Source organism: Rhodococcus sp. 06-1474-1B (assembly GCF_002258885.1).
In the GTDB taxonomy this organism is placed as follows: Bacteria; Actinomycetota; Actinomycetes; order Mycobacteriales; family Mycobacteriaceae; genus Rhodococcoides; species Rhodococcoides fascians.
Genome location: NZ_NOYR01000016.1, coordinates 41,725 through 60,545 on the forward strand (window position 1 = coordinate 41,725; position 18,821 = coordinate 60,545).

The window sequence follows — 18,821 nt, forward strand, 5'->3', positions numbered from 1 at the left end:
CGAGTGTACGAAGGTCCCGTACAGGATCTGATCGACGAGCTGGGAAAGTTTCCCGGAGTCGGTCCGAAGAGCGCTCAGCGCATAGCGTTTCACCTCCTGGCCGTCGAGCCGCCCGAGGTCGATCGCCTCATGCGCGCGCTGCAGCGCATCCGCGACGGCGTGCAGTTCTGCATCGTCTGCGGGACCGTATCGGACAAGGAACTGTGCCGAATCTGCGCCGACTCCCGACGTGACAGGTCCATGATCTGCGTCGTCGAAGAGCCCAAAGACGTTCAGGCCGTGGAACGTACGCGCGAATTCAAAGGCCGATACCACGTACTCGGCGGAGCGCTCGACCCACTCAACGGAGTGGGCCCCGACCAGCTGCGCATCCGAGAGTTGTTGACCCGCGTCGGAACTCAGGACGACGGCGTCGACGTCACCGAGGTCATCATTGCCACCGACCCCAACACCGAGGGCGAAGCAACGGCGACGTATCTCGTCCGGATGATGCGCGATTTCCCCGGTCTCGCCATCACCCGTCTCGCCTCCGGCCTGCCGATGGGCGGAGACCTCGAATTCGCCGACGAACTGACACTCGGCCGAGCTCTCACTGGCAGGCGTCGTATGTGAGAGCGGCTTCGCCGCACGTGCGTGGAAGTTCGTAGCAGGGGTCGAGTTTCCACTCACGACCCCGTCTATCCACAGCCTGTGGATAGATTCTGACGCGGTCACCGTAAACCGGCCATCCTGAGATACATGAGGACGAGACCGGCGGGTGCCTGGCAGCGACTACTGGACGATCAGCACGGAATCATCACCACGAAACAAATGCACGAGAACGGGGTCAACAAGGACTCCATCGACCACTGTGTGGAAACCGGGCAGTGGCTCCGGGTGTTTCGCGGAGTCATATCGGTGACCAACGGACCGCTGACTCGTGAGATGCAGCTGTCGGCGGCATTGTTGTTCGCGGGCCGGGGAGCGTTGCTCAGCCACACCACCGCCGCTGAGGAGTGGGGGTGGCGGCGGGTCAGTTCTGGGCCGGTTCATCTCACCGTTCCCTACGGGTGCTCGGCAATCAGCAGGCCGCCGACAATGCGACACGCCAAGCAGAACTTCACGTCGGAGAGCAATGAACAAATTCATCCCGGCGTGATCGTGCACCGTTCCCGAGCCATGAGCCACATCGGCGTCGAGACGAATCCGGCGCGAACGAGCGCTGCCGACACGGTGCTGGATCTGACAGTAGCGGAACCGTCGTCGAGGCAGGCGGTGATCACGCTGGTTTCAGCGATGTCATCGGGCGGCGTGAACGTCGCGGCAATGACGCGCAAGATCGAGGTCCGACGGCCGATGCGCTACCTGAAGGCGATTCTGCACACGTTGGCTCTCATGCGCGACGGAGTCCATTCTGCGCTGGAGCACCGCTACGTGCTCGATGTCGAACAGGCGCACGGACTTCCGGCCGGGAAGCGACAGGCACCGGTCTTCGTCGACGGCCGTCAGCTCTTCGAGGACATTCGTTACGAAATATGCGACCTCATCGTCAGGCTGGACGGCCAGGCTTTCCACTCCGCCAAGCAGCGGCGTTTTCGCGATCGACGACGCGACAATGCCGCGGAGCTACGAAACCTGCCGCGGCTGATGTACGGCTGGCACGAAGTGACCGAAGACCCGTGCGGTGTGTACCGCGAAGTCCGCGAGGTGCTGGTCAGAGAGGGATGGAACGACTCGTCGTACCCCTGTGAACGGTGCACGTCGTGAGTGGAAAATCGTAGTGGGCTACGAGGTTTCACTCACGTGCGGCGGAGCCGCTCCCTGCGGAGTTGCGTGACCTCGGGGAGGTCGAGGGGAGCGAGAGTAGTGCCCAGCGCCCGTTCGAGTAGGTAGTCCGCCAACTCCGGGTTTCGGGCGAGTACCGGCCCATGCATGTACGTGCCCAACACCGAACCCTGCACGACGCCTTCACGCCCGTCGCCGACACCGTTGCCCACCCCGTGCGTGACCTTGGCGAGCGGTGCGGCGTCGGCCCCTAGTGTCGTTCCGCCGCGGTGGTTCTCGAATCCACTGAGCTTCTGGGTGAGACCGTCGAGCGTGGGTTCGGTGACGACTTCACCGATGGATCGGGTGGCCTGGGGCGCGGTGGTCACGTCGAATAGGGAGATACCGTCGACGCGTTCGCCTGCGGAGGTCTCGTACCAGTGCCCGAGCACCTGGATCGCGGCGCAGATAGCGAGTACCGGCACACCGCGTGCAGCTGCGTTCTGCAGGCCCGGGTATCGGGTGAGGTGACGCGTCGCGAGGCGCTGAGCCGAATCCTCGGCTCCACCAAGGGTGTACACGTCCAACGAATCCGGGACCGGATCGTTGAGCGTGATGTGCACGACCTCGGCGTCGATGTCTCGCATCCGCAGTCGCTGGCGGAGAACGAGGGCATTGCCGTTGTCGCCGTAGGTGCCCATGACGTCGGGCAGAACGAGGCCGATGCGAACGGTGGACTCAGACATCCTTGGTCTCCCGTGCCAGTGCGCGACCGAGATCGCGGAACGCGGTGTAGTTGGCCAGCACCTCGACGCGTCCCGGCGGGCAGGATGCGATGGCCTGCAACGGATCTGCGATAGTGGTGTGCTGCGAACCGGCATACAGCAGGCGGACGCCCAGGTCGGTCGCGCGTTCACCGGCCGCGACGACGGCGACGTCCTCGAAGTGCTCGAAACGCACGTCCCACAGCCACGACAGGTCTTCACCGTCGGGAACCTGCCCGTTGACGGCGATGACGAGACCGTCGCACGTGGGATCGATCATCGACAGTGCTTCCTGCCAACCGGCAGGATTCTTGGCCAGAAGCATTCGGACGGAATGCGATCCGTACTGGACGGTGGAGTAACGCCCGGCCACCTCGTCGACTCCCGATGCGGCAGCGACGGCGTCGGCTGGTGCTGCGCCGAGAGTGACGGCTGCGGCCACGGCCTGAGCTGCGTTGCCGCGGTTGGCCTTTCCGGGCAGCGCCAATGTCATCGGCAGAACGAGCCCATCGGGGCCGTAGAGATTCTCGTCGTCGAGCCACCAATCCGGCGTCGGACGCTTTAAATTGCTTCCGGTGCTGTACCAGTGCTCGCCGTCCCAGACGATGGGTTCGCCGGTACGCGGGCAACTGACGGAGTCGCCGGCCCAGCCGCCGCCCGCTGCGACCCACACGACGTTCGGCGCATCGAACGCCGCCGAGGTGACGAGGACGTCGTCGCAGTTCGCAATGACGACGGTGTCGGGATGACGGGCCAACCCGGCGCGCAGGGCTCGCTCGATCATGTTGATCTCGCCGACGCGGTCGAGCTGGTCGCGACTGAGATTCAGCAGCACGATCGCCGCGGGATCGACCGCGTCGGATACGTGGGGGACGTGGAGCTCGTCGACCTCCAGGGCGGCCAGCTCGGCGTCGAAATGAGCGTGCAGTGCCGCGACGATGCCGGCATCCATGTTGGCTCCGTCGGCCTGGGTGGCGACGTCGCCGAGAGTGGCCAGTGCTGCCGCCGTCATCCGCGTCGTAGTCGATTTGCCGTTGGTGCCGGTGACGATGACGGTGCGTCGCCCTCGGCCCAGACCGCCCAGAATGGTCGGATCGATCTTGAGCGCGACCAGACCACCGATCATCGAGCCCTTGCCTCGGCCCGCCTTGCGGGACGCCCACGTCGCCAGCTCCGCCGCGCGTAATGCCACGCGGCCACGGGCGCCGATACGTCTGCGCTCACCCAGTTCAGCCATTCGCCGAGTCTGGCACAGAACAGGGTGGCGTTTCATATCGGCGGCTCGCTAACCCACGGTCATTCCGCAGGCTCCACGCCCGTACCCCTGGGTCATTCCGCGGGCTCCACTCCCGTCCTCATACCGGTACTTTCTCCAGAACTGGGGCAGGCTTCCTGGCAGCCATTCCGCCCAGGCAGCCGCCGATGACGATCGCTCCGCCGAGCAGGGCCAACAGCGACGGGGTTTCGTCGAGAAACGCCCAGGCACCCGCGATACCGACGACGGGAACCAGCAGCGAGAACGGTGCGACGAGACCGGCCGGGTTGCGGCTCATCAGGATGCTCCACAGGCCGCTGCCCACGATCGTGGCGGGAATCACGATGTACGCCAACGCGACCAGCCCGGGCCAGCCCTGCGAACCGAACGAGTCGCCGAGCGCGTGCCAGCCCGTGCTCGGGCCCTCGACGACCGCCGACAGCGCCAACATCGGCACCGGCGGGATGACGGTCATCCACAGCATCAGTGTCATCGGGGAATCGGACTTGGCGAGTCGGTTTCCGAGATTGCCGAAGGCCCAGCCCAGGCCGGCGAGCAGGGTGAGGACAACAGGAAGCAGGGTGGCGTTCTGGGCGCGATCCCACCCGATGAGAACCATGCCGAGGACGGCCACACCGATGCCGATTGCCTGCCTGCGGCTCACGTGTTCGCGTAGCAGCATCGCGCCGAGAACGACGGTGAACGGAGCCGACGACTGCAGCACGAGCGACGCCAATCCGGTGGGCATGCCTGCCGCCATCGCGGCGAACAGGAAGGCGAACTGCAGGAAGCCGAAGCCGAAACCGTAGAGCAGCAACCATTTGAGGGGCACCTTCGGTCGCGGAACGAACATCACGACCGGAATGGCAATGACCAGGAAACGCAGTGCCGCGAAGAAGAAGGGCGGAAAGTGGTCGAGACCGACGCGGATGGCGAGGAAGTTCAGTCCCCACAGAACGGCGACAGTCAGTCCGAGGAGGCGGTCGCGTGTGGTCATGTCTTTTATCGTGACGGGCGCAAACAATCAGCACAATCGAATATATCCGCACCAACAGTTAAGATTTTCTGTATGAATGTGGAGCGGCTCCGGATCCTCGCTGAGCTTGCCGACCGCGGAACCGTTGCATCGGTCGCCGAGGCGATGTCGATGACTCCGTCGGCGGTGTCTCAACAGCTCAAGTTGCTGGCGCGCGAGGCCGGCGTGACATTGCTCGAACCGGACGGGCGTCGGCTGCGCCTCACCGACGCCGGGCGGGCACTGGTACTCAGAACCGACGAGGTTCTCGCTGCCCTCGCCCGCGCCACAGCAGAAATGGATCGCTATCGAGCGTCTCCGCGGGGACGCGTCCGAGTTGCCCTGTTCCCGTCGGGTGCGGCACTGCTGCTGCCCGGGGTCCTGACGCGGTTGGCGGACTCGGACGTCGACATCGATGCGCGCGACGAGGACCTGCCCGCCTCCTCGGTGCCCGAGCTACTCGCCGATTACGACGTGGTGCTCACCCACCGAGACGACCGAGCTCCGTCGACGGCGGGTCCACGGATCGAGGTGACGACCCTGATGCGCGAGCCCATCGATCTGGTGTTGCCTCTCGATCACGCACTGGCGCAGCAAGGCTCGATCGATCTGCGAGACTTGATCGACGAGCGGTGGATCAGCGTTCGCGGCGGTTTTCCGGTCGACGACGTGTTGCTCTCCGTGGCCTCGGTGACCGGAGTGCAGCCGCGAGTTGTCCAACGCATCAACGACTTTCGAGTGACCGAAACACTCGTCGCGGCCGGGCACGGAGTGGCGTTGATGCCGCGCTACGCCGTTGTGCATCCGGGCCTGGTACGTCGAGAGCTCGCCGGCGTTCGAGCCGGGCGAATCTACGAACTCGCGACGAGGACGGATGCGCGGCGACTACCCGCGATCGCCGCTGTGCTCGATGCGTTCGGAGCGGAAGCTACGTTCAGGACAGCGCTTTGGCCTTCAGCGTCGTGAACTCGTCCTGATCGATGGTTCCGTTGTCCAGCAACGCCTTTGCGTGTGCGATCTCTTCGGACGCAGATCGACCGGCGACGTGCTTGATGTACTCCTCCTGCTGGTCCTGCGCGTGCTGCAGGGCGGCAACCTGACGCTTGGCCATGTTGCTGCCGTTCACGATGAGGTAGACCAGCGCGGTGAGGAACGGCGCAACGATGAGGAAGAGCACCCACAGGGCCTTGACGAACCCGGATGTCTTGTGGTCCCGAAAAAGATCTCCGATGATCGAGAACATCACCATCAGATAGGCCACGAAGGCGAACCCGACGATGAGAAGCCAAAGAAAATCCCAGAAAGAATCCATGGCGAACTTCCATTCTCTAAGGTGCCCCGACGGCTGATTCAGTGTGGCATTCGCGGCACCCCGTGCACACGGGTCTTTGGTCCCTTTCGTCGACCGGGAATCCCAGTGAGCCCCACGTCGACCGCGCCCGCTGTCGTTTCGTGAGGGCCCCACAACGCAACACGCCGCCCACCCCGAAAGGTGAGCGGCGTGTCGTCGTGCAGCGAAGTTACTTCAGCGCGCGGTTCACGGCCGAGACGACGGCACGCAGCGACGCGGTGGTGATCGAGGTAGCGATTCCGACGCCCCAGACTGTGGTGGCGACACCTGCAGGCGAGGTGACCGAGGCTTCGACGTAGGCGGCGGCCTGGGCGTCGTCGCCTGCGGACAGTGCGTGCTCGGAGTAGTCGAGGACGCTGACGTCGTAGCCGATGGTGGACAGCGCGTCGACGAACGAGGCGAGTGGTCCGTTGCCGGAGCCGGAGATTTCCTGCTCGACGCCGTCGACCTTGACCGTGGCGGTGATGGTGTCGGTTCCGCCGTCGATCTCGGCAGCCTGTACCGACTGCTTGATGCGCTCGAGCGGACGGATCGGCGTCAGGTACTCCTCGGCGAAGACGTCCCACATCTCCTTCGGCGAGACCTCGCCGCCTTCACCGTCGGTGATGCGCTGGACTGCCTGGGAGAACTCGATCTGCAGGCGACGCGGCAGATTCAGTCCGTGATCGGACTTCATGATGTACGCGACGCCGCCCTTGCCGGACTGCGAGTTGACGCGGATGACGGCCTCGTAGGTGCGGCCGACGTCCTTGGGGTCGATGGGCAGGTACGGCACCTGCCAGGTGATGTCGCCGATGTCCGAACCCTGTTCGTCCGCGGTGACTTTCATGGCATCGAGGCCCTTGTTGATGGCGTCCTGGTGGCTGCCCGAGAACGCGGTGTACACCAGGTCGCCGCCGTAGGGGTGGCGCTCGGCGACGGGCAACTGGTTGCAGTACTCGACCGTGCGGCGAATCTCGTCGATGTTGGAGAAGTCGATCTGCGGATCGACGCCGCGGGTGAACAGATTCAGGCCGAGCGTGACCAGACAGACGTTGCCGGTGCGCTCACCGTTGCCGAACAGGCATCCCTCGATGCGATCGGCACCGGCCTGGTAGCCCAGTTCGGCTGCGGCAACACCGGTTCCGCGGTCGTTGTGCGGGTGCAGAGACAGCACGATGCTGTCACGACGATCGAGGTTGCGGCTCATCCACTCGATCGAGTCGGCGTAGACGTTCGGCGTCGCCATCTCGACGGTGGCCGGCAGGTTCAGGATCAGAGGCTTCTCGGGCGTCGGGTCGATGACCGCGGTGACCGCGTCGCACACCTCTTTGGCGTAGCTGAGTTCGGTGCCGGTGTAGGACTCGGGGGAGTACTCGTAGCGCCAGTCGGTATCGGGGAACTTGGCCGCTTCTTCGAGAACCTTGCGAGCACCGTCGGTCGCGATCTTCTTGATGACGTCACGATCGGCCCGGAACACCACTTTGCGCTGCAGGATCGACGTCGAGTTGTAGAAGTGCACGATGACGCTGCGAGCGCCCTCGCACGCGACGAACGTACGCTCGATCAGCTCCGGACGGCACTGCGTCAGAACCTGGATGGTGACGTCGTCGGGAATCGCGCCGTCCTCGATGATCTCGCGGACGAAGTCGAAGTCGGTCTGGCTGGCGGACGGGAAGCCGACCTCGATCTGCTTGTAGCCCATCCGGACCAGCAGGTCGAACATGCGGCGCTTGCGCGCGGGGCTCATCGGATCGATCAGCGCCTGGTTGCCGTCACGCAGATCGACTGCGCACCACTGCGGCGTCCGGTCGATGATCTTGTCCGGCCACGTGCGGTCGGGGAGGGTGACGGGCTCCACTTCCTCGGCGAACGGCCGATAACGGAACGTGGGCATCGAGGAGTTCTTCTGGGTGTTCCACGCAGGCTGGTCGCTGGGCGCGGGCCGCGAGGGCGGGGTGATGGTGCGGGATCCCGAGGTGAATGCGTCGGCTGGTGACATGGTCTTCGTCTCTCCGTACAGATCAGAGCAATGGTGTTCGACCGGCGCAACGAACCCCGCGACGGGAAGCCAGTCTGGTCTCAGACCCCGTCGCGGCTGTTAAGAAGGAGAGCTCGCAGCATGGGGTGAGTGTACTACCGCAGACCGACCGCCTACCCCAGGGTTCGGGAGTCGAATTTTCCGGTCACGGTGTCGTGCCTGCGCTGCCACTGATCTATGTCGTTCGGTCGTCCGACATCGTCCGCGGTCCAACACCGTGCGAGCAGTTCGTATCCGAGATGATCGACCTCTGCATGCTTGTCCCACATCCGATGCGCCCAGCGGCGATCGTTGTGCGCCGCTTCGGCTCCCGCGAGCGCGGCACCGACCAGCTCGAACTGGATATCTCGTCGTAGCTCCATAGTGGCTGCCGCCGAAGCGTTTTCGCTTCGGAGGGCCGTCAACAATCGGTCGGTCAACTCCAGAACCCGCCGATCGGACCACAGCAGCGCGCGCCGAAAAGCGCCCGGTAACAACAACCACAGCGCCGCGAAGGCAAGGGCGACACCCACCGTGGTCTCCACCACCCGATCGACGACGATGCCGCCGAGCGGAGCGCCCGGATGCGAGATGGTGCCCATCAGTAACGCGAGTGGGGTGATGAACGTGACGGCGAGACCGTAATTGCGCGCAACACTGATCTCGATCGCGAACTGCAGCACCATCAACACCACGATCACCGCAAGACCCGTCAGCGGTGAGAGATAGATCGCCGAGAACAGCACCACTCCGGCCAGCGTTCCGCCGAGCCGCTGCATGCCGCGGTACGTCCCGTGCACACGATCCGGCCCCTGCTGGAGCACCAGGACCGCGCCGAGGATCGCCCAATCCGGCCTGCTCAAACCCATCGCCACACTGATCCCGCCGGCACCTGCCGCCGCGCAGAACACCCGGATCGCCGTCGACGCCGCGTGCGAATCTCGATGCAACGACCGCTTCAACCGATACCCGATGCCCGGACGCGCCAGCGGCAGCTGGTCTCGTGGCGATTCGACCTCGTTCTCGGGATCCAGTACGGCACCGGCGCGCGCCCTCGTGGCGGCCGCAAACGCGAGATGGGCGTCGAACAGCGTTTGTACCAGCGCGGGGCGCGAGGTCGCGCGCGTCGACCCGGCCTCGTACACCGCAGCCCACGCCGCGTGCAGACGCGAGGCGGCGGTATGTCGATCGCCCACGGACGCCGTCGGCGATGCCGTGTACTTCTCGATCGCCGCCACGGCCGCACCGACGGCCGCCCGTTCGGGACCCCTCGGGTCACGCACCACCCCGGACATCGCGACCACCAGCGCCGACGCCACACCGATCGCCGCGCACACGGCACCGCGGGTCGCGCTGATGTCGGCGGCAGGGAGGTACGACGCCACCGCGCACACCAGCACGAAGAAGAACGCTCCGGGCGGGCCGAGTCGCAGCGCTGCCACGACGTAGACCGCGACGAGAGCGAGAACGGACAACACGGTCACCGGGATCATCCGCGCCCACCCGGTCTCGCCGAAGTCGAGGGCGAGCCGACCGGCCGTCGCGCCCAGCCACACCGAGGCCACCAGGGCGGCCCCTGCGGTCAGGACTACCCACCAGCGCGATCGATAGGGGCGGCCTTCGCCGTAGATCACCGCAAAACTGCCGGAGACCACCAGTAGTGCCTCGGTGTGGAATCCGAGCAGCCACGCCAGGATCGCCGGAACACCGAACGCCAGCGCCGAACGCAGTCCACCGGGCCAACGCCGGCCGACGGCGGGGAGCCCGAAGAGCACCTTCAGACCTCGAGCCGGCGGTGGTGGGAGATGTTCGGGAACGGTCACTCGAACATGTTAGGGCAGGCGAGAGGCCCTAAAGTCCCAGCTCGGAGCTACCCGGCCCACTGCTCGGGGCATTCGCTCGGTAAGGTGACCCGCGGACAATCGAACGATTGTCGGCTATCCAGCGGAGGTAAAACGCGTGGCTCTCATCGTCCAGAAGTACGGTGGATCGTCGGTGGGGACCGCCGAACGTATCCGACGCGTCGCTGAACGAATCGTCGAGACCAAGAAGGCGGGCAACGACGTTGTCGTCGTCGTATCGGCGATGGGCGACACCACCGACGAACTACTCGACCTGGCACAGCAGGTGTGCCCGGCCCCGCCTGCTCGCGAGATGGACATGCTGCTCACCTCGGGTGAACGCATCTCCAACGCGCTGGTCGCGATGGCCATCCACTCGCTCGGCGCCGAGGCACGGTCGTTCACCGGTTCCCAGGCAGGCGTCGTCACCACCAGCGTGCACGGCAACGCCAAGATCATCGACGTCACCCCCGGCCGCGTCCGCAGCGCACTCGACGAGGGCTCGATCGTGCTCGTCGCCGGCTTCCAGGGCGTCAGCCAGGACAGCAAGGACGTCACGACGCTCGGTCGTGGTGGGTCCGACACCACCGCCGTCGCGCTCGCCGCGGCATTGAACGCCGACGTCTGCGAGATCTACACCGACGTCGACGGCATCTTCACCGCAGACCCGCGCATCGTTCCCAACGCACGCCACCTCGAGACCGTCTCGTTCGAGGAGATGCTCGAAATGGCAGCCTGCGGCGCGAAGGTGCTCATGCTGCGCTGCGTCGAATATGCCCGTCGCTACAACGTTCCCGTTCACGTGCGCTCGTCGTACACCACCAAACCCGGAACGATCGTCTCCGGATCTATGGAGGACATTCCAGTGGAAGAAGCAATTCTCACCGGCGTCGCACACGATCGCAGCGAGGCGAAGGTCACCGTCGTCGGTCTGCCCGACACACCGGGCTACGCCGCCAAGGTCTTTCGCGCCGTGGCCGACTCCGAGATCAACATCGACATGGTGTTGCAGAACGTCTCCAAGATCGACACCGGCAAGACCGACATCACCTTCACCTGCCCCAAGGCCGACGGTCCGACGGCCGTGGAGAAGCTCACCAAGCTGCAGGCCGATATCGGCTTCGCGCAGGTGCTCTACGACGACCACATCGGCAAGGTCTCGCTCGTCGGTGCCGGTATGAAGAGCCACCCCGGCGTCACCGCGACGTTCTGTGAGGCCCTCGCCGACGCCGGCATCAACATCGATCTCATCAGCACCTCCGAGATCCGTATCTCGGTGCTGTGCAGCGACACTCAGCTCGACGACGCCGTGCGCGCACTGCACGCCGCCTTCGATCTCGGCGGCGACGAAGAAGCCGTCGTGCACGCAGGAACAGGACGATAGCCATGACCACAGTTGCAGTCGTAGGAGCCACCGGCCAGGTCGGTGCCGTCATGCGAACCCTGTTGGAGGAGCGCAACTTTCCCGCCGACACCGTTCGATTCTTCGCCTCCGCACGCTCGGCGGGCAAGAAGCTGCCGTTCCGCGGCGAGGAGATCATCGTCGAGGACGCGTCCACCGCGGACCTCACCGGTATCGACATCGCACTGTTCTCGGCCGGTGCCACGCTTTCGCGTGAGCAGGCACCGCGATTCGCTGCCGCAGGTGCCACCGTCATCGACAACTCGTCGGCGTTCCGCAAGGACTCCGATGTACCGCTGGTGGTCAGCGAGGTCAACCCCGAGGCGGCGAAGAACCCGCCCCGCGGCATCATCGCCAACCCCAACTGCACCACCATGGCCGCCATGCCGGTGCTCAAGGTGCTGCACGACGAAGCCGGCTTGCAGCGGTTGATCGTTTCGAGTTACCAGGCGGTGTCCGGTAGCGGCCTCGCCGGCGTCGACGAGCTCGCCACTCAGGCACGCGCCGTCATCGACGACGTCGAAAAACTGGTGCACGACGGTTCGTCGGTCGATTTCCCGGCCCCGAACAAGTACGTCGCGCCCATCGCTTTCAACGTTCTGCCGCTGGCCGGCGCGTTGGTGGACGACGGATCCGGCGAGACCGACGAGGACCAGAAGCTGCGCAACGAATCGCGCAAGATCCTCGGACTGCCCGACCTGCTGGTCAGCGGAACGTGCGTGCGTGTACCGGTCTTCACCGGGCACTCGCTGTCGATCAACGCCGAGTTCGCTTCACCGCTGTCAGTGGAACGCGCTCGTGAACTGCTGGCCTCCGCACCGGGTGTCTCGCTGGTCGACGTACCGACGCCGCTGGAAGCTGCAGGCAAGGACGACTCCCTCGTCGGCCGCATCCGCCAGGATCCGGGCGTCCCCGAGGGCCGCGGACTCGCGCTGTTCGTCTCGGGCGACAACCTGCGTAAGGGTGCCGCGCTCAACACCATTCAGATCGCCGAGCTGCTGGTCTGAGGTCGTGCGCGTTGTGCGTCCCCAGGGTACGCACAACGCGCACGACGGTCAGTTCAGGCGGTGACCTTCGGCGGACGCGTCGAAGATATGCGCATGGGCCTCGTCGATGCGGACGTGAACGCGGTCGCCCTTCTCGGGCGGGCTGCGCCAATCGGCCCGAGCGACAATGGTTTCGGTCCGGCCGTTGATGTCCGCGCGGCCGAACACGAAGGCCTCGGAGCCGAGTTCTTCGACGACGTCGATCTCGAGAGCGATTCCGCTGCTCGCGATCTCGATGTGCTCGGGACGAATGCCGAACATCACCTCGGTCGCGGAACCGAGGGTCTGACGTGGGACCGGGACTACCTGATCGGCCAGGCGGACGCCGCCGTCGGTGACCGGAGCGCGGAACAGATTCATCGACGGTGAGCCCATGAACCCGGCGACGAATGCGTTGACCGGGGTTCGGTAGAGCTCACGCGGGGTGGCGCACTGTTGCAGCACACCACCTTTCAGGACGGCGACGCGATCACCCATCGTCATGGCCTCGACCTGATCGTGCGTGACGTAGACCGTCGTCGTGCCGAGCCGACGCTGCAACTGAGCGATCTGCGTCCGCGTCTGAACCCTCAGTTTGGCGTCGAGATTGGACAGCGGCTCGTCCATCAAAAACACCTGGGGCTGCCGAACGATGGCGCGCCCCATGGCAACTCGCTGCCGCTGGCCGCCGGAGAGCGCCTTGGGCTTGCGGTCGAGGTACGGCTCGAGGTCGAGGAGCTTGGCGGCCTCCTCGACGCGAGTGCGAATGTCCTCCTTGTTCGCCTTCGCCAGCTTGAGCGCGAACCCCATGTTCTCCGCGACGGTCATGTGGGGGTACAGCGCGTAGTTCTGGAACACCATCGCGATGTCGCGATCCTTGGGTTCGGAATTGGTGACGTCCTTGCCGCCGATGAGGATGCGTCCCGAGTTGACCTCCTCGAGCCCGGCGAGCATCCGGAGCGACGTCGACTTGCCGCACCCGGAGGGGCCGACCAGAACGAGGAACTCACCGTCCTCGATGTGCAGATCGAGCTCGTTCACCGCGGGGGTGTCGGAGCCGGGAAAAAGCCTGGTCGTGCGCTCGAAAGAGATTGTTGCCATGACGAAATAGATCCCTCCACCGGCAGGAACGTGCCGGACGATCCGAGTGTGGGGTGACGGCGGGAGCCGACCAGCACATAGTATGGGCCCCATCACAACCAGGAGGAAGGTGGCCGGGTGAGCGGCTCCGTGTCCAGACGCACCGCCCTACGTGGGCTGGCGGCGGCCGCAATGGCAGCCGGAGCAGCAGCGATACCCGTGGCGTCGACGACGCGTCGAGCACTGGCCGACGACTTCCTCCGCGGGCAGAGCCCACTGCTGTTCCATTCGCCGCCGCTGACGCCGTTCCGTGACGAGCTACCGCGGTTGCCGCTGATCAGCGGTACCGAGATCTCCCTGGACGCGCACAGCGCCACCCACTCGTTCCACGCCGATCTCAGGCCCGCGCCTACGTTCGGCTACGGCCAGTGCGACTACCTCGGGCCCACCATCGAATCGCAGCAGGGCCAGCCGTGGACGCTGAAGTACTCCAACACCACCGCAGGCAACCCACTCGCCGCCGACGTAGACACCTCGCTGCACGGCATGAGCGAGATGGATCGCACGATGACGCCGACGGCACTGCACCTGCACGGTGCCGTCACCGAACCCGCGAGCGACGGGCACTCCGAGATGCTGGTGCGCCCGGGTGAGTCGATGACGCACAACTTCTCGGGTCTGAACGACGCCGCCGGACTCTGGTACCACGACCACGCCATGTCGATGACACGTATCAACGTGTACGCGGGCCTGCTCGGGATGAACCTCGTCCGTGATCGGTGGGACACCGGCACATCCGACAACGCCCTCGGTCTGCCCTCGGGCGAATTCGAGTTGCCGTTGGTGCTGCAGGAAAAGATCATGAATCCAGACGGCAGCATGAGTATCCGCTCCAATATCACTGTGCCGCAGGGTAAGTGGGAGGGCGGCGGTACCGGCGACGTCGGCGTCGTCAACGGCAAGATCTGGCCGACGATGGAAGTGGCCCGGGGCATGTACCGGCTGCGGCTCGTCAACGCCGGGTCGTACAGCGTGTGGAACCTCTTCTTCACCAACAAGTTACGATTCTGGGTCATCGGAAACGACGGTGGATTGCTCGACGCACCGGTGGAGACCACCAGCATCCGGCTCGCGCCCGCCGAGCGTGCCGACATCCTCGTCGACTTCGGAGCCGTCGAGGCAGGTGCCCTCGTCGAGCTGCTGAACGACGAGCCTCCGCCCGCGCAGGCCGCGTCCCTCGGAGCCGTCCCGATGCCGATGTTCTGCCAGTTCCGCGTCGCGTCCGCGGCGGGGTTCCGGGGCGGGATGCCGTCGTTGCTGCGCGGCGGAAAGGGGCAGCCGGATCTGTTGCCCGCGTTGCCGACACCCACCTTCACGCGCACCGTTACCGTCAACCAGCCCTCCGGTGGGCTGAACCTCGACATGACGCTGATGAACCTGAACAACCTGCGGTACTCCGACCCGGACATCGAGATGCCCAAGCAGGGCACCGTGGAGATGTGGAACATCGTCAACACGACGGTGGAGCCGCACCCAATTCACCTGCACCTGGCGCACTTCCGGACGCTGGGGCGTATCCCCATCGACCTCGCGGCGTACCAACGCGACTTCCCCCGGCCGACGTTCGGCACCAAATGGGCTCCGCCGGTGGAGAAGTTCCTCACCGGACCCTCGGTGCCGCCGGCCACCTGGGAAGCCGGGTGGAAAGACACCGTCAACACGTACCCGGGCACCGTTACCCAGATCCTCGTTCGATTCCCGACGGCCGACGAACTCGGCTTCGATCCCGACGCCACGTTCGCGGGACCGGCCGCACACCACGGCGGTCACGACATGAGCGGTCACGACATGCCGGCTGCGGGTCCGTCCGAACTGCAGGGGTACATGTGGCACTGCCACATGCTCGACCACGAGGACCACGAAATGATGCTGCGGTACCGCACCGTCGCTCCGTGACGCACGACCCCGAACCTGTCCCGGGTCGAGAGTTGGTTGTATTCGCCGTCAGGTCGGCCCGCACTGACCGTGCCGTGTAAGGCAATCACCGTGCTCGGTCGGTCTTTCTGCCCGTCGGCTGACTGCGACAACTGAACGGACCCAGGCCATGACCAGCGGAACGAAATCCGACCCGTGGGCTCTCACCACCGCCCCCGGCACCTCGGCGTACACCATGTACCGTGATCCCGACCACGAGCCACCTGCCCTCGTGTGCCAGGTGGGGTCGACGACTCTTCGATACCGCATCGAGGCAATCGAAGACCTGCACGGTTGGCTCACCGAACGTGGCGACTGGGTATTGCTCGGTGCCGCTGACGAGAAGAAGCCGGCTGCGCCGGACACGGTCGAAGCGTGGGGACGCTCGCCGGACAACCCGGTCGGTGGTTGGTACGGGCTCAGGAACGGATACCGCGGCCGCTTCGGCATGTATCTGCCACCGCTACTCGAAGAGCTCGGCCTTGCAGAGCTCACCCACAATGCGCGGAACAACAGCATGCGCGCGCTGTAGCGGAGTCATCGAAAAAGTCTGTCGGTGGGTGGGTATAGCTTTCGTGGGGTGAAGACATGGGGGGATGTGTTCGGGCTCGGGGACCAGGAGTTGGTCTCCGAGCTTGCTGACGTCATCTCACTCGAAAACGCTCTCGCAGCACAGAGATTGACGTTGCTCGCCGAGATCGACCGACGTGGCTTGGCGATGAAACTCGGGCACTCGTCCGTCACCCGCTGGTACGCCCGATCGATACGGATCACCGACGGATCCGCCGCCCGCCAGAACGCACTGGGGTACTGGCTGTTCGATCACCCCACCGTGCTCGACGCCCTCGCCGATGGTCGCATCCATGCCGCGCACGCCGCCGCCATCGCCGAGGGATACGACGTCGTGGTGGTGGCCGACCCGACGTTGGATCAGGAGCGCCGCGACGGAATTGTCGCCGAATTGCTCGACACCGCGATGCGCAACACCGCCGGCCAGGTCACCTCCCGCGCGCAGGCTTTGGCGCATGCTGCCTCCGACGACGCCCGGGCACGACACGCGAAAGCCGAGAAACAACGCCGAGAGCAGGAACAGCGGGAACGCGAGCGTCACGATCAGGAGCGGCGCAGCGATGATGCTGCGACCTCTACCGGCAGGCTGCCAGATCCGGAACCGCCTGCGCCCGAGCCTGTTCCGCCGACGCCTGCACCGCGACCGGTGTCGGAAAACCCGGACCTGAACCGATTCGACCTGCATGCTCTGGCCAACGGCCGCTTCCAGTTCGGTGGCGACATCGACCGGTTGCTCGCCGAGAAGCTTCTCACCGCTCTGTCGCCGTTGACGGCACCGCGACCAGGTCCCGGCGGGGAGCGCGATCCACGTAGTCCGTCGAAGCGCCGGGCCGATGCACTCGATCAGATCCTCGACCGACACCTCCGCGGCGGCACTCGTGGGTCGGCGGGCGGGTCGCGGGCGTCGGTACACCTGATCGTCCCCCTGCGGGACTTGCTCGCCCACGGCGGCAACAAGCAATCGGGTAGCACCGCAACCGAATCGGGCGACACCGGTACGGGCGCGGGGAGCTCCTCGAACGGCGGCGACGGCAACGGCTCGCGTCCGCATGGAGTGGCTCGAGGGGATATCGCTGCTCACGGCGAAACGACATCCGGATGTGGTGGTGCCGGGCGGAAATCTGTGCCCGAGAGGGGAGGCGCTGCTGCTTGCGGCGAAGCGTCAGCCGGTGGCCATGGTGGCGGTGGTAGTAGCGCCGGGCATAGGTCTGCCTCCAGCCCAGGGAGTATGGCTGCTCGCGGCGAAGCAGCGTCCGGTGGTGATGGTGGCGATTTCGACCGTGTCGGGAAGGAGACTGCGCCCGACCCGGGCGACGCTGGTCCTCGCGGCGGTGGCAGTAACGCCGGGGAGAAGTCTGTGCCCGAGAGGGGAGTCGCTGCTGCTTGCGGCGAAGCTTCAGCCGATGGTGATGGTGCCGGGCAGAAGTCTGTCCCCGAGCCGGGCGACGCGGACTGGCCGTTCCACCTCGACTGGACCGGCCCCATCAGCCGCTTCCTCGCCGAACTCGTCACCTGCGACGCCGACCTGACCCCCGTCATCGTCGACCACCACGGCGTACCACTCGCGCTCGGACGAACCACCAGACTCGCCAGCGACGACCAACGCATCGCCCTGACCATCCGCGACACCTGCTGCGTCATGTGCGGCCGCCCCGCACAGTGGTGCCAAGCCCACCACATCAGATTCTGGGAACACGGCGGCCCCACCGACATCGACAACCTCGCGCTCGTCTGCGGAGAATGCCACCGCCTCGTCCACCACGGCGACTGGCAGCTGCTGATGGGCGACGACGGACACCCCTACGCCATCCCACCCGAATCCGTCGACCCCAGACAGGAACCCCTCCCCAGCTACCACCGACGAAAACAACGAGCAGCCTGACTCCACGCCGACAGCGGTCCAGCCGATCTATCGGACGGGAGGTACAACCGTGCGGTAGTGCGCCGCGATGTCGCCGGGGGTGGTGAACCAGACGCCGTCGTTGTTGGCGGTCAGGTGCTCGAGTGCAGCACGGAACCGTCGCAGTCGGTAGGGCTGTCCCGTCAGGAAGGTGTGCACGGAGATCGCGAGCACCACCGGTTGCCTTGCCGAGTTCTCCTTCAGCTCGTCGAAGCTTCCGATGATGTTGTGCTCGAACGCTTCTGCGGTCTGATGGTGATGGACGAACATCGGCAGATCGTTGATCTCGTGGGGATACGGGACGCTGAGCAGTGGGCCGCCGCGGGTCTGTAGCCACACCGGTTGGTCGTCGACGGGCCAGTCCAAGGTGTACTGGTAACCGCGCTCCGCGAGGAGGTCCTCGGTGACGCGGCTCGGGTTGGCGCCGGGGCTCATCCATCCTCGGGGCGGCGCTCCCTCGTGTCGCTCGATCGCGGCGGTGACATCCTCGATAGAGCGGCGTTCGGCGTCCTCGTCCTGATCGTTCGGTTGCACGGCATTCGTTCGGCCGTGTGCGACGACCTCGGCGTCGAGTGCTCGGAACGCCGCGGTCAGCTGCGGAGCGTGCTCGTACACCTCGGTGTTGACCAGCAGTGTCGGCCGAATTCCGCACTGCTGCAATGTCTCTGCGATGCGGAAGCCGCCGACGCGATTGCCGTATTCGCGCCAGCCCCAGTTGTACGTGTTGGGTTGGTCCATCGCGGGCGTGTAACCCAGGCCGGGCTGCCCGTCGTCATACGGAAAGTGCTCGCAGTTGACCGCGACATACACCGCGAGGCGTGCGCCGCCCGGCCACTCGAACCGAGGCCGATCGACGATGGGGGAGTACTCGAAGCGGCCATGCGAGGGGAGAGCCATGGCCG

16 protein-coding genes are annotated in these 18,821 nt (G+C 65.6%); 8 read left to right on the forward strand and 8 right to left on the reverse strand.

The features are described 5' to 3' along the window. The first annotated feature begins 3 nt into the window (after positions 1-3). Positions 4-612, forward strand: a complete 609-nt coding sequence (gene recR / locus CH266_RS04740) for a recombination mediator RecR (protein ID WP_027494532.1) — start codon at positions 4-6, stop codon at positions 610-612. Positions 613-738: 126 nt separating this feature from the next. Continuing rightward, positions 739-1,746, forward strand: coding sequence for a type IV toxin-antitoxin system AbiEi family antitoxin domain-containing protein (locus CH266_RS04745; protein WP_094644228.1), 1,008 nt, complete (start codon positions 739-741; stop codon positions 1,744-1,746). Positions 1,747-1,778: 32 nt separating this feature from the next. On the opposite strand, the gene CH266_RS04750 is transcribed toward CH266_RS04745, so the two are convergent. The 3 genes from CH266_RS04750 to CH266_RS04760 form a co-directional block, all read right to left on the reverse strand. Further along, entirely contained in the window at positions 1,779-2,489 is a 711-nt protein-coding gene (locus tag CH266_RS04750; RefSeq protein ID WP_094714855.1) for a type 1 glutamine amidotransferase, read from the reverse strand. After that, entirely contained in the window at positions 2,482-3,744 is a 1,263-nt protein-coding gene (locus CH266_RS04755) for a Mur ligase family protein (protein ID WP_094714856.1), read from the reverse strand. The genes CH266_RS04750 and CH266_RS04755 overlap by 8 nt, the downstream gene beginning before the upstream one ends. A 118-nt stretch (positions 3,745-3,862) precedes the next feature. Further along, positions 3,863-4,759 (reverse strand): EamA family transporter, encoded by an 897-nt coding sequence (locus tag CH266_RS04760; protein ID WP_032384095.1) that lies wholly within the window; start codon positions 4,757-4,759, stop codon positions 3,863-3,865. 72 nt (positions 4,760-4,831) lie between these two features. Here CH266_RS04760 and CH266_RS04765 point away from each other — a divergent pair, with 72 nt between their 5' ends. Beyond that, the gene (locus CH266_RS04765; protein ID WP_032384094.1) at positions 4,832-5,743 is read left to right on the forward strand and encodes a LysR family transcriptional regulator; all 912 of its coding nucleotides are present in this window, start codon (positions 4,832-4,834) and stop codon (positions 5,741-5,743) included. On the opposite strand, the gene CH266_RS04770 is transcribed toward CH266_RS04765, so the two are convergent. The 3 genes from CH266_RS04770 to CH266_RS04780 all read right to left on the reverse strand — a co-directional run bounded on the left by CH266_RS04770 (position 5,712) and on the right by CH266_RS04780 (position 9,950). After that, complete coding sequence (locus CH266_RS04770) at positions 5,712-6,089, reverse strand: SHOCT domain-containing protein (RefSeq protein ID WP_027494525.1); 378 nt, start codon at positions 6,087-6,089, stop codon at positions 5,712-5,714. The two genes, CH266_RS04765 and CH266_RS04770, sit on opposite strands and share 32 nt — an antisense overlap. A 208-nt stretch (positions 6,090-6,297) precedes the next feature. Then, positions 6,298-8,109: a 2-isopropylmalate synthase gene (leuA, locus tag CH266_RS04775; RefSeq protein WP_032364570.1), complete on the reverse strand. Its 1,812-nt coding sequence runs from the start codon at positions 8,107-8,109 to the stop codon at positions 6,298-6,300. Positions 8,110-8,261: 152 nt separating this feature from the next. After that, a complete protein-coding gene (locus tag CH266_RS04780; protein ID WP_141214496.1) occupies positions 8,262-9,950 on the reverse strand; it encodes an FUSC family protein in 1,689 nt (562 codons plus the stop codon). A 136-nt stretch (positions 9,951-10,086) separates the two neighbouring features. Between CH266_RS04780 and CH266_RS04785 the strand changes: the two genes are divergently transcribed. Both CH266_RS04785 and CH266_RS04790 read left to right on the forward strand, forming a co-directional pair. Further along, a complete protein-coding gene (locus CH266_RS04785) occupies positions 10,087-11,352 on the forward strand; it encodes an aspartate kinase (protein WP_027494523.1) in 1,266 nt (421 codons plus the stop codon). A 2-nt stretch (positions 11,353-11,354) separates the two neighbouring features. Next, entirely contained in the window at positions 11,355-12,377 is a 1,023-nt protein-coding gene (locus tag CH266_RS04790) for an aspartate-semialdehyde dehydrogenase (protein WP_027494522.1), read from the forward strand. Positions 12,378-12,425: 48 nt separating this feature from the next. On the opposite strand, the gene CH266_RS04795 is transcribed toward CH266_RS04790, so the two are convergent. Then, positions 12,426-13,496 carry an ABC transporter ATP-binding protein gene (locus CH266_RS04795; protein ID WP_027494521.1) on the reverse strand — a complete coding sequence of 357 codons (1,071 nt, stop codon included), beginning with the start codon at positions 13,494-13,496 and terminating at the stop codon, positions 12,426-12,428. Between the two features lie 171 nt (positions 13,497-13,667). Here CH266_RS04795 and CH266_RS04800 point away from each other — a divergent pair, with 171 nt between their 5' ends. The 3 genes from CH266_RS04800 to CH266_RS25785 all read left to right on the forward strand — a co-directional run bounded on the left by CH266_RS04800 (position 13,668) and on the right by CH266_RS25785 (position 17,901). After that, positions 13,668-15,431: a multicopper oxidase family protein gene (locus tag CH266_RS04800; protein WP_094714858.1), complete on the forward strand. Its 1,764-nt coding sequence runs from the start codon at positions 13,668-13,670 to the stop codon at positions 15,429-15,431. 148 nt (positions 15,432-15,579) lie between these two features. Next, positions 15,580-15,981, forward strand: coding sequence for a DUF6855 family protein (locus CH266_RS04805; RefSeq protein WP_032385994.1), 402 nt, complete (start codon positions 15,580-15,582; stop codon positions 15,979-15,981). A 48-nt stretch (positions 15,982-16,029) separates the two neighbouring features. Further along, positions 16,030-17,901 (forward strand): DUF222 domain-containing protein, encoded by a 1,872-nt coding sequence (locus CH266_RS25785; protein WP_255175845.1) that lies wholly within the window; start codon positions 16,030-16,032, stop codon positions 17,899-17,901. Between the two features lie 27 nt (positions 17,902-17,928). On the opposite strand, the gene CH266_RS04820 is transcribed toward CH266_RS25785, so the two are convergent. Beyond that, a complete protein-coding gene (locus CH266_RS04820) occupies positions 17,929-18,816 on the reverse strand; it encodes a polysaccharide deacetylase family protein (RefSeq protein ID WP_094714859.1) in 888 nt (295 codons plus the stop codon). Positions 18,817-18,821 lie beyond the last annotated feature (5 nt).

What these genes read in the sequence shown, in the direction of transcription:
- CH266_RS04755 (WP_094714856.1), bottom strand. Translation starts at nt 3,744, where the DNA reads ATGGCTGAACTGGGTGAGCGCAGACGTATCGGCGCCCGTGGCCGCGTG.
- CH266_RS04790 (WP_027494522.1), top strand. Translation starts at nt 11,355, where the DNA reads ATGACCACAGTTGCAGTCGTAGGAGCCACCGGCCAGGTCGGTGCCGTC.
- CH266_RS04795 (WP_027494521.1), bottom strand. Translation starts at nt 13,496, where the DNA reads ATGGCAACAATCTCTTTCGAGCGCACGACCAGGCTTTTTCCCGGCTCC.
- CH266_RS04800 (WP_094714858.1), top strand. Translation starts at nt 13,668, where the DNA reads ATGGCAGCCGGAGCAGCAGCGATACCCGTGGCGTCGACGACGCGTCGA.
- leuA (WP_032364570.1), bottom strand. Translation starts at nt 8,109, where the DNA reads ATGTCACCAGCCGACGCATTCACCTCGGGATCCCGCACCATCACCCCG.
- CH266_RS04805 (WP_032385994.1), top strand. Translation starts at nt 15,580, where the DNA reads ATGACCAGCGGAACGAAATCCGACCCGTGGGCTCTCACCACCGCCCCC.
- CH266_RS04760 (WP_032384095.1), bottom strand. Translation starts at nt 4,759, where the DNA reads ATGACCACACGCGACCGCCTCCTCGGACTGACTGTCGCCGTTCTGTGG.
- CH266_RS04820 (WP_094714859.1), bottom strand. Translation starts at nt 18,816, where the DNA reads ATGGCTCTCCCCTCGCATGGCCGCTTCGAGTACTCCCCCATCGTCGAT.
- CH266_RS04765 (WP_032384094.1), top strand. Translation starts at nt 4,832, where the DNA reads ATGAATGTGGAGCGGCTCCGGATCCTCGCTGAGCTTGCCGACCGCGGA.
- CH266_RS04770 (WP_027494525.1), bottom strand. Translation starts at nt 6,089, where the DNA reads ATGGATTCTTTCTGGGATTTTCTTTGGCTTCTCATCGTCGGGTTCGCC.
- CH266_RS04750 (WP_094714855.1), bottom strand. Translation starts at nt 2,489, where the DNA reads ATGTCTGAGTCCACCGTTCGCATCGGCCTCGTTCTGCCCGACGTCATG.
- CH266_RS04745 (WP_094644228.1), top strand. Translation starts at nt 739, where the DNA reads ATGAGGACGAGACCGGCGGGTGCCTGGCAGCGACTACTGGACGATCAG.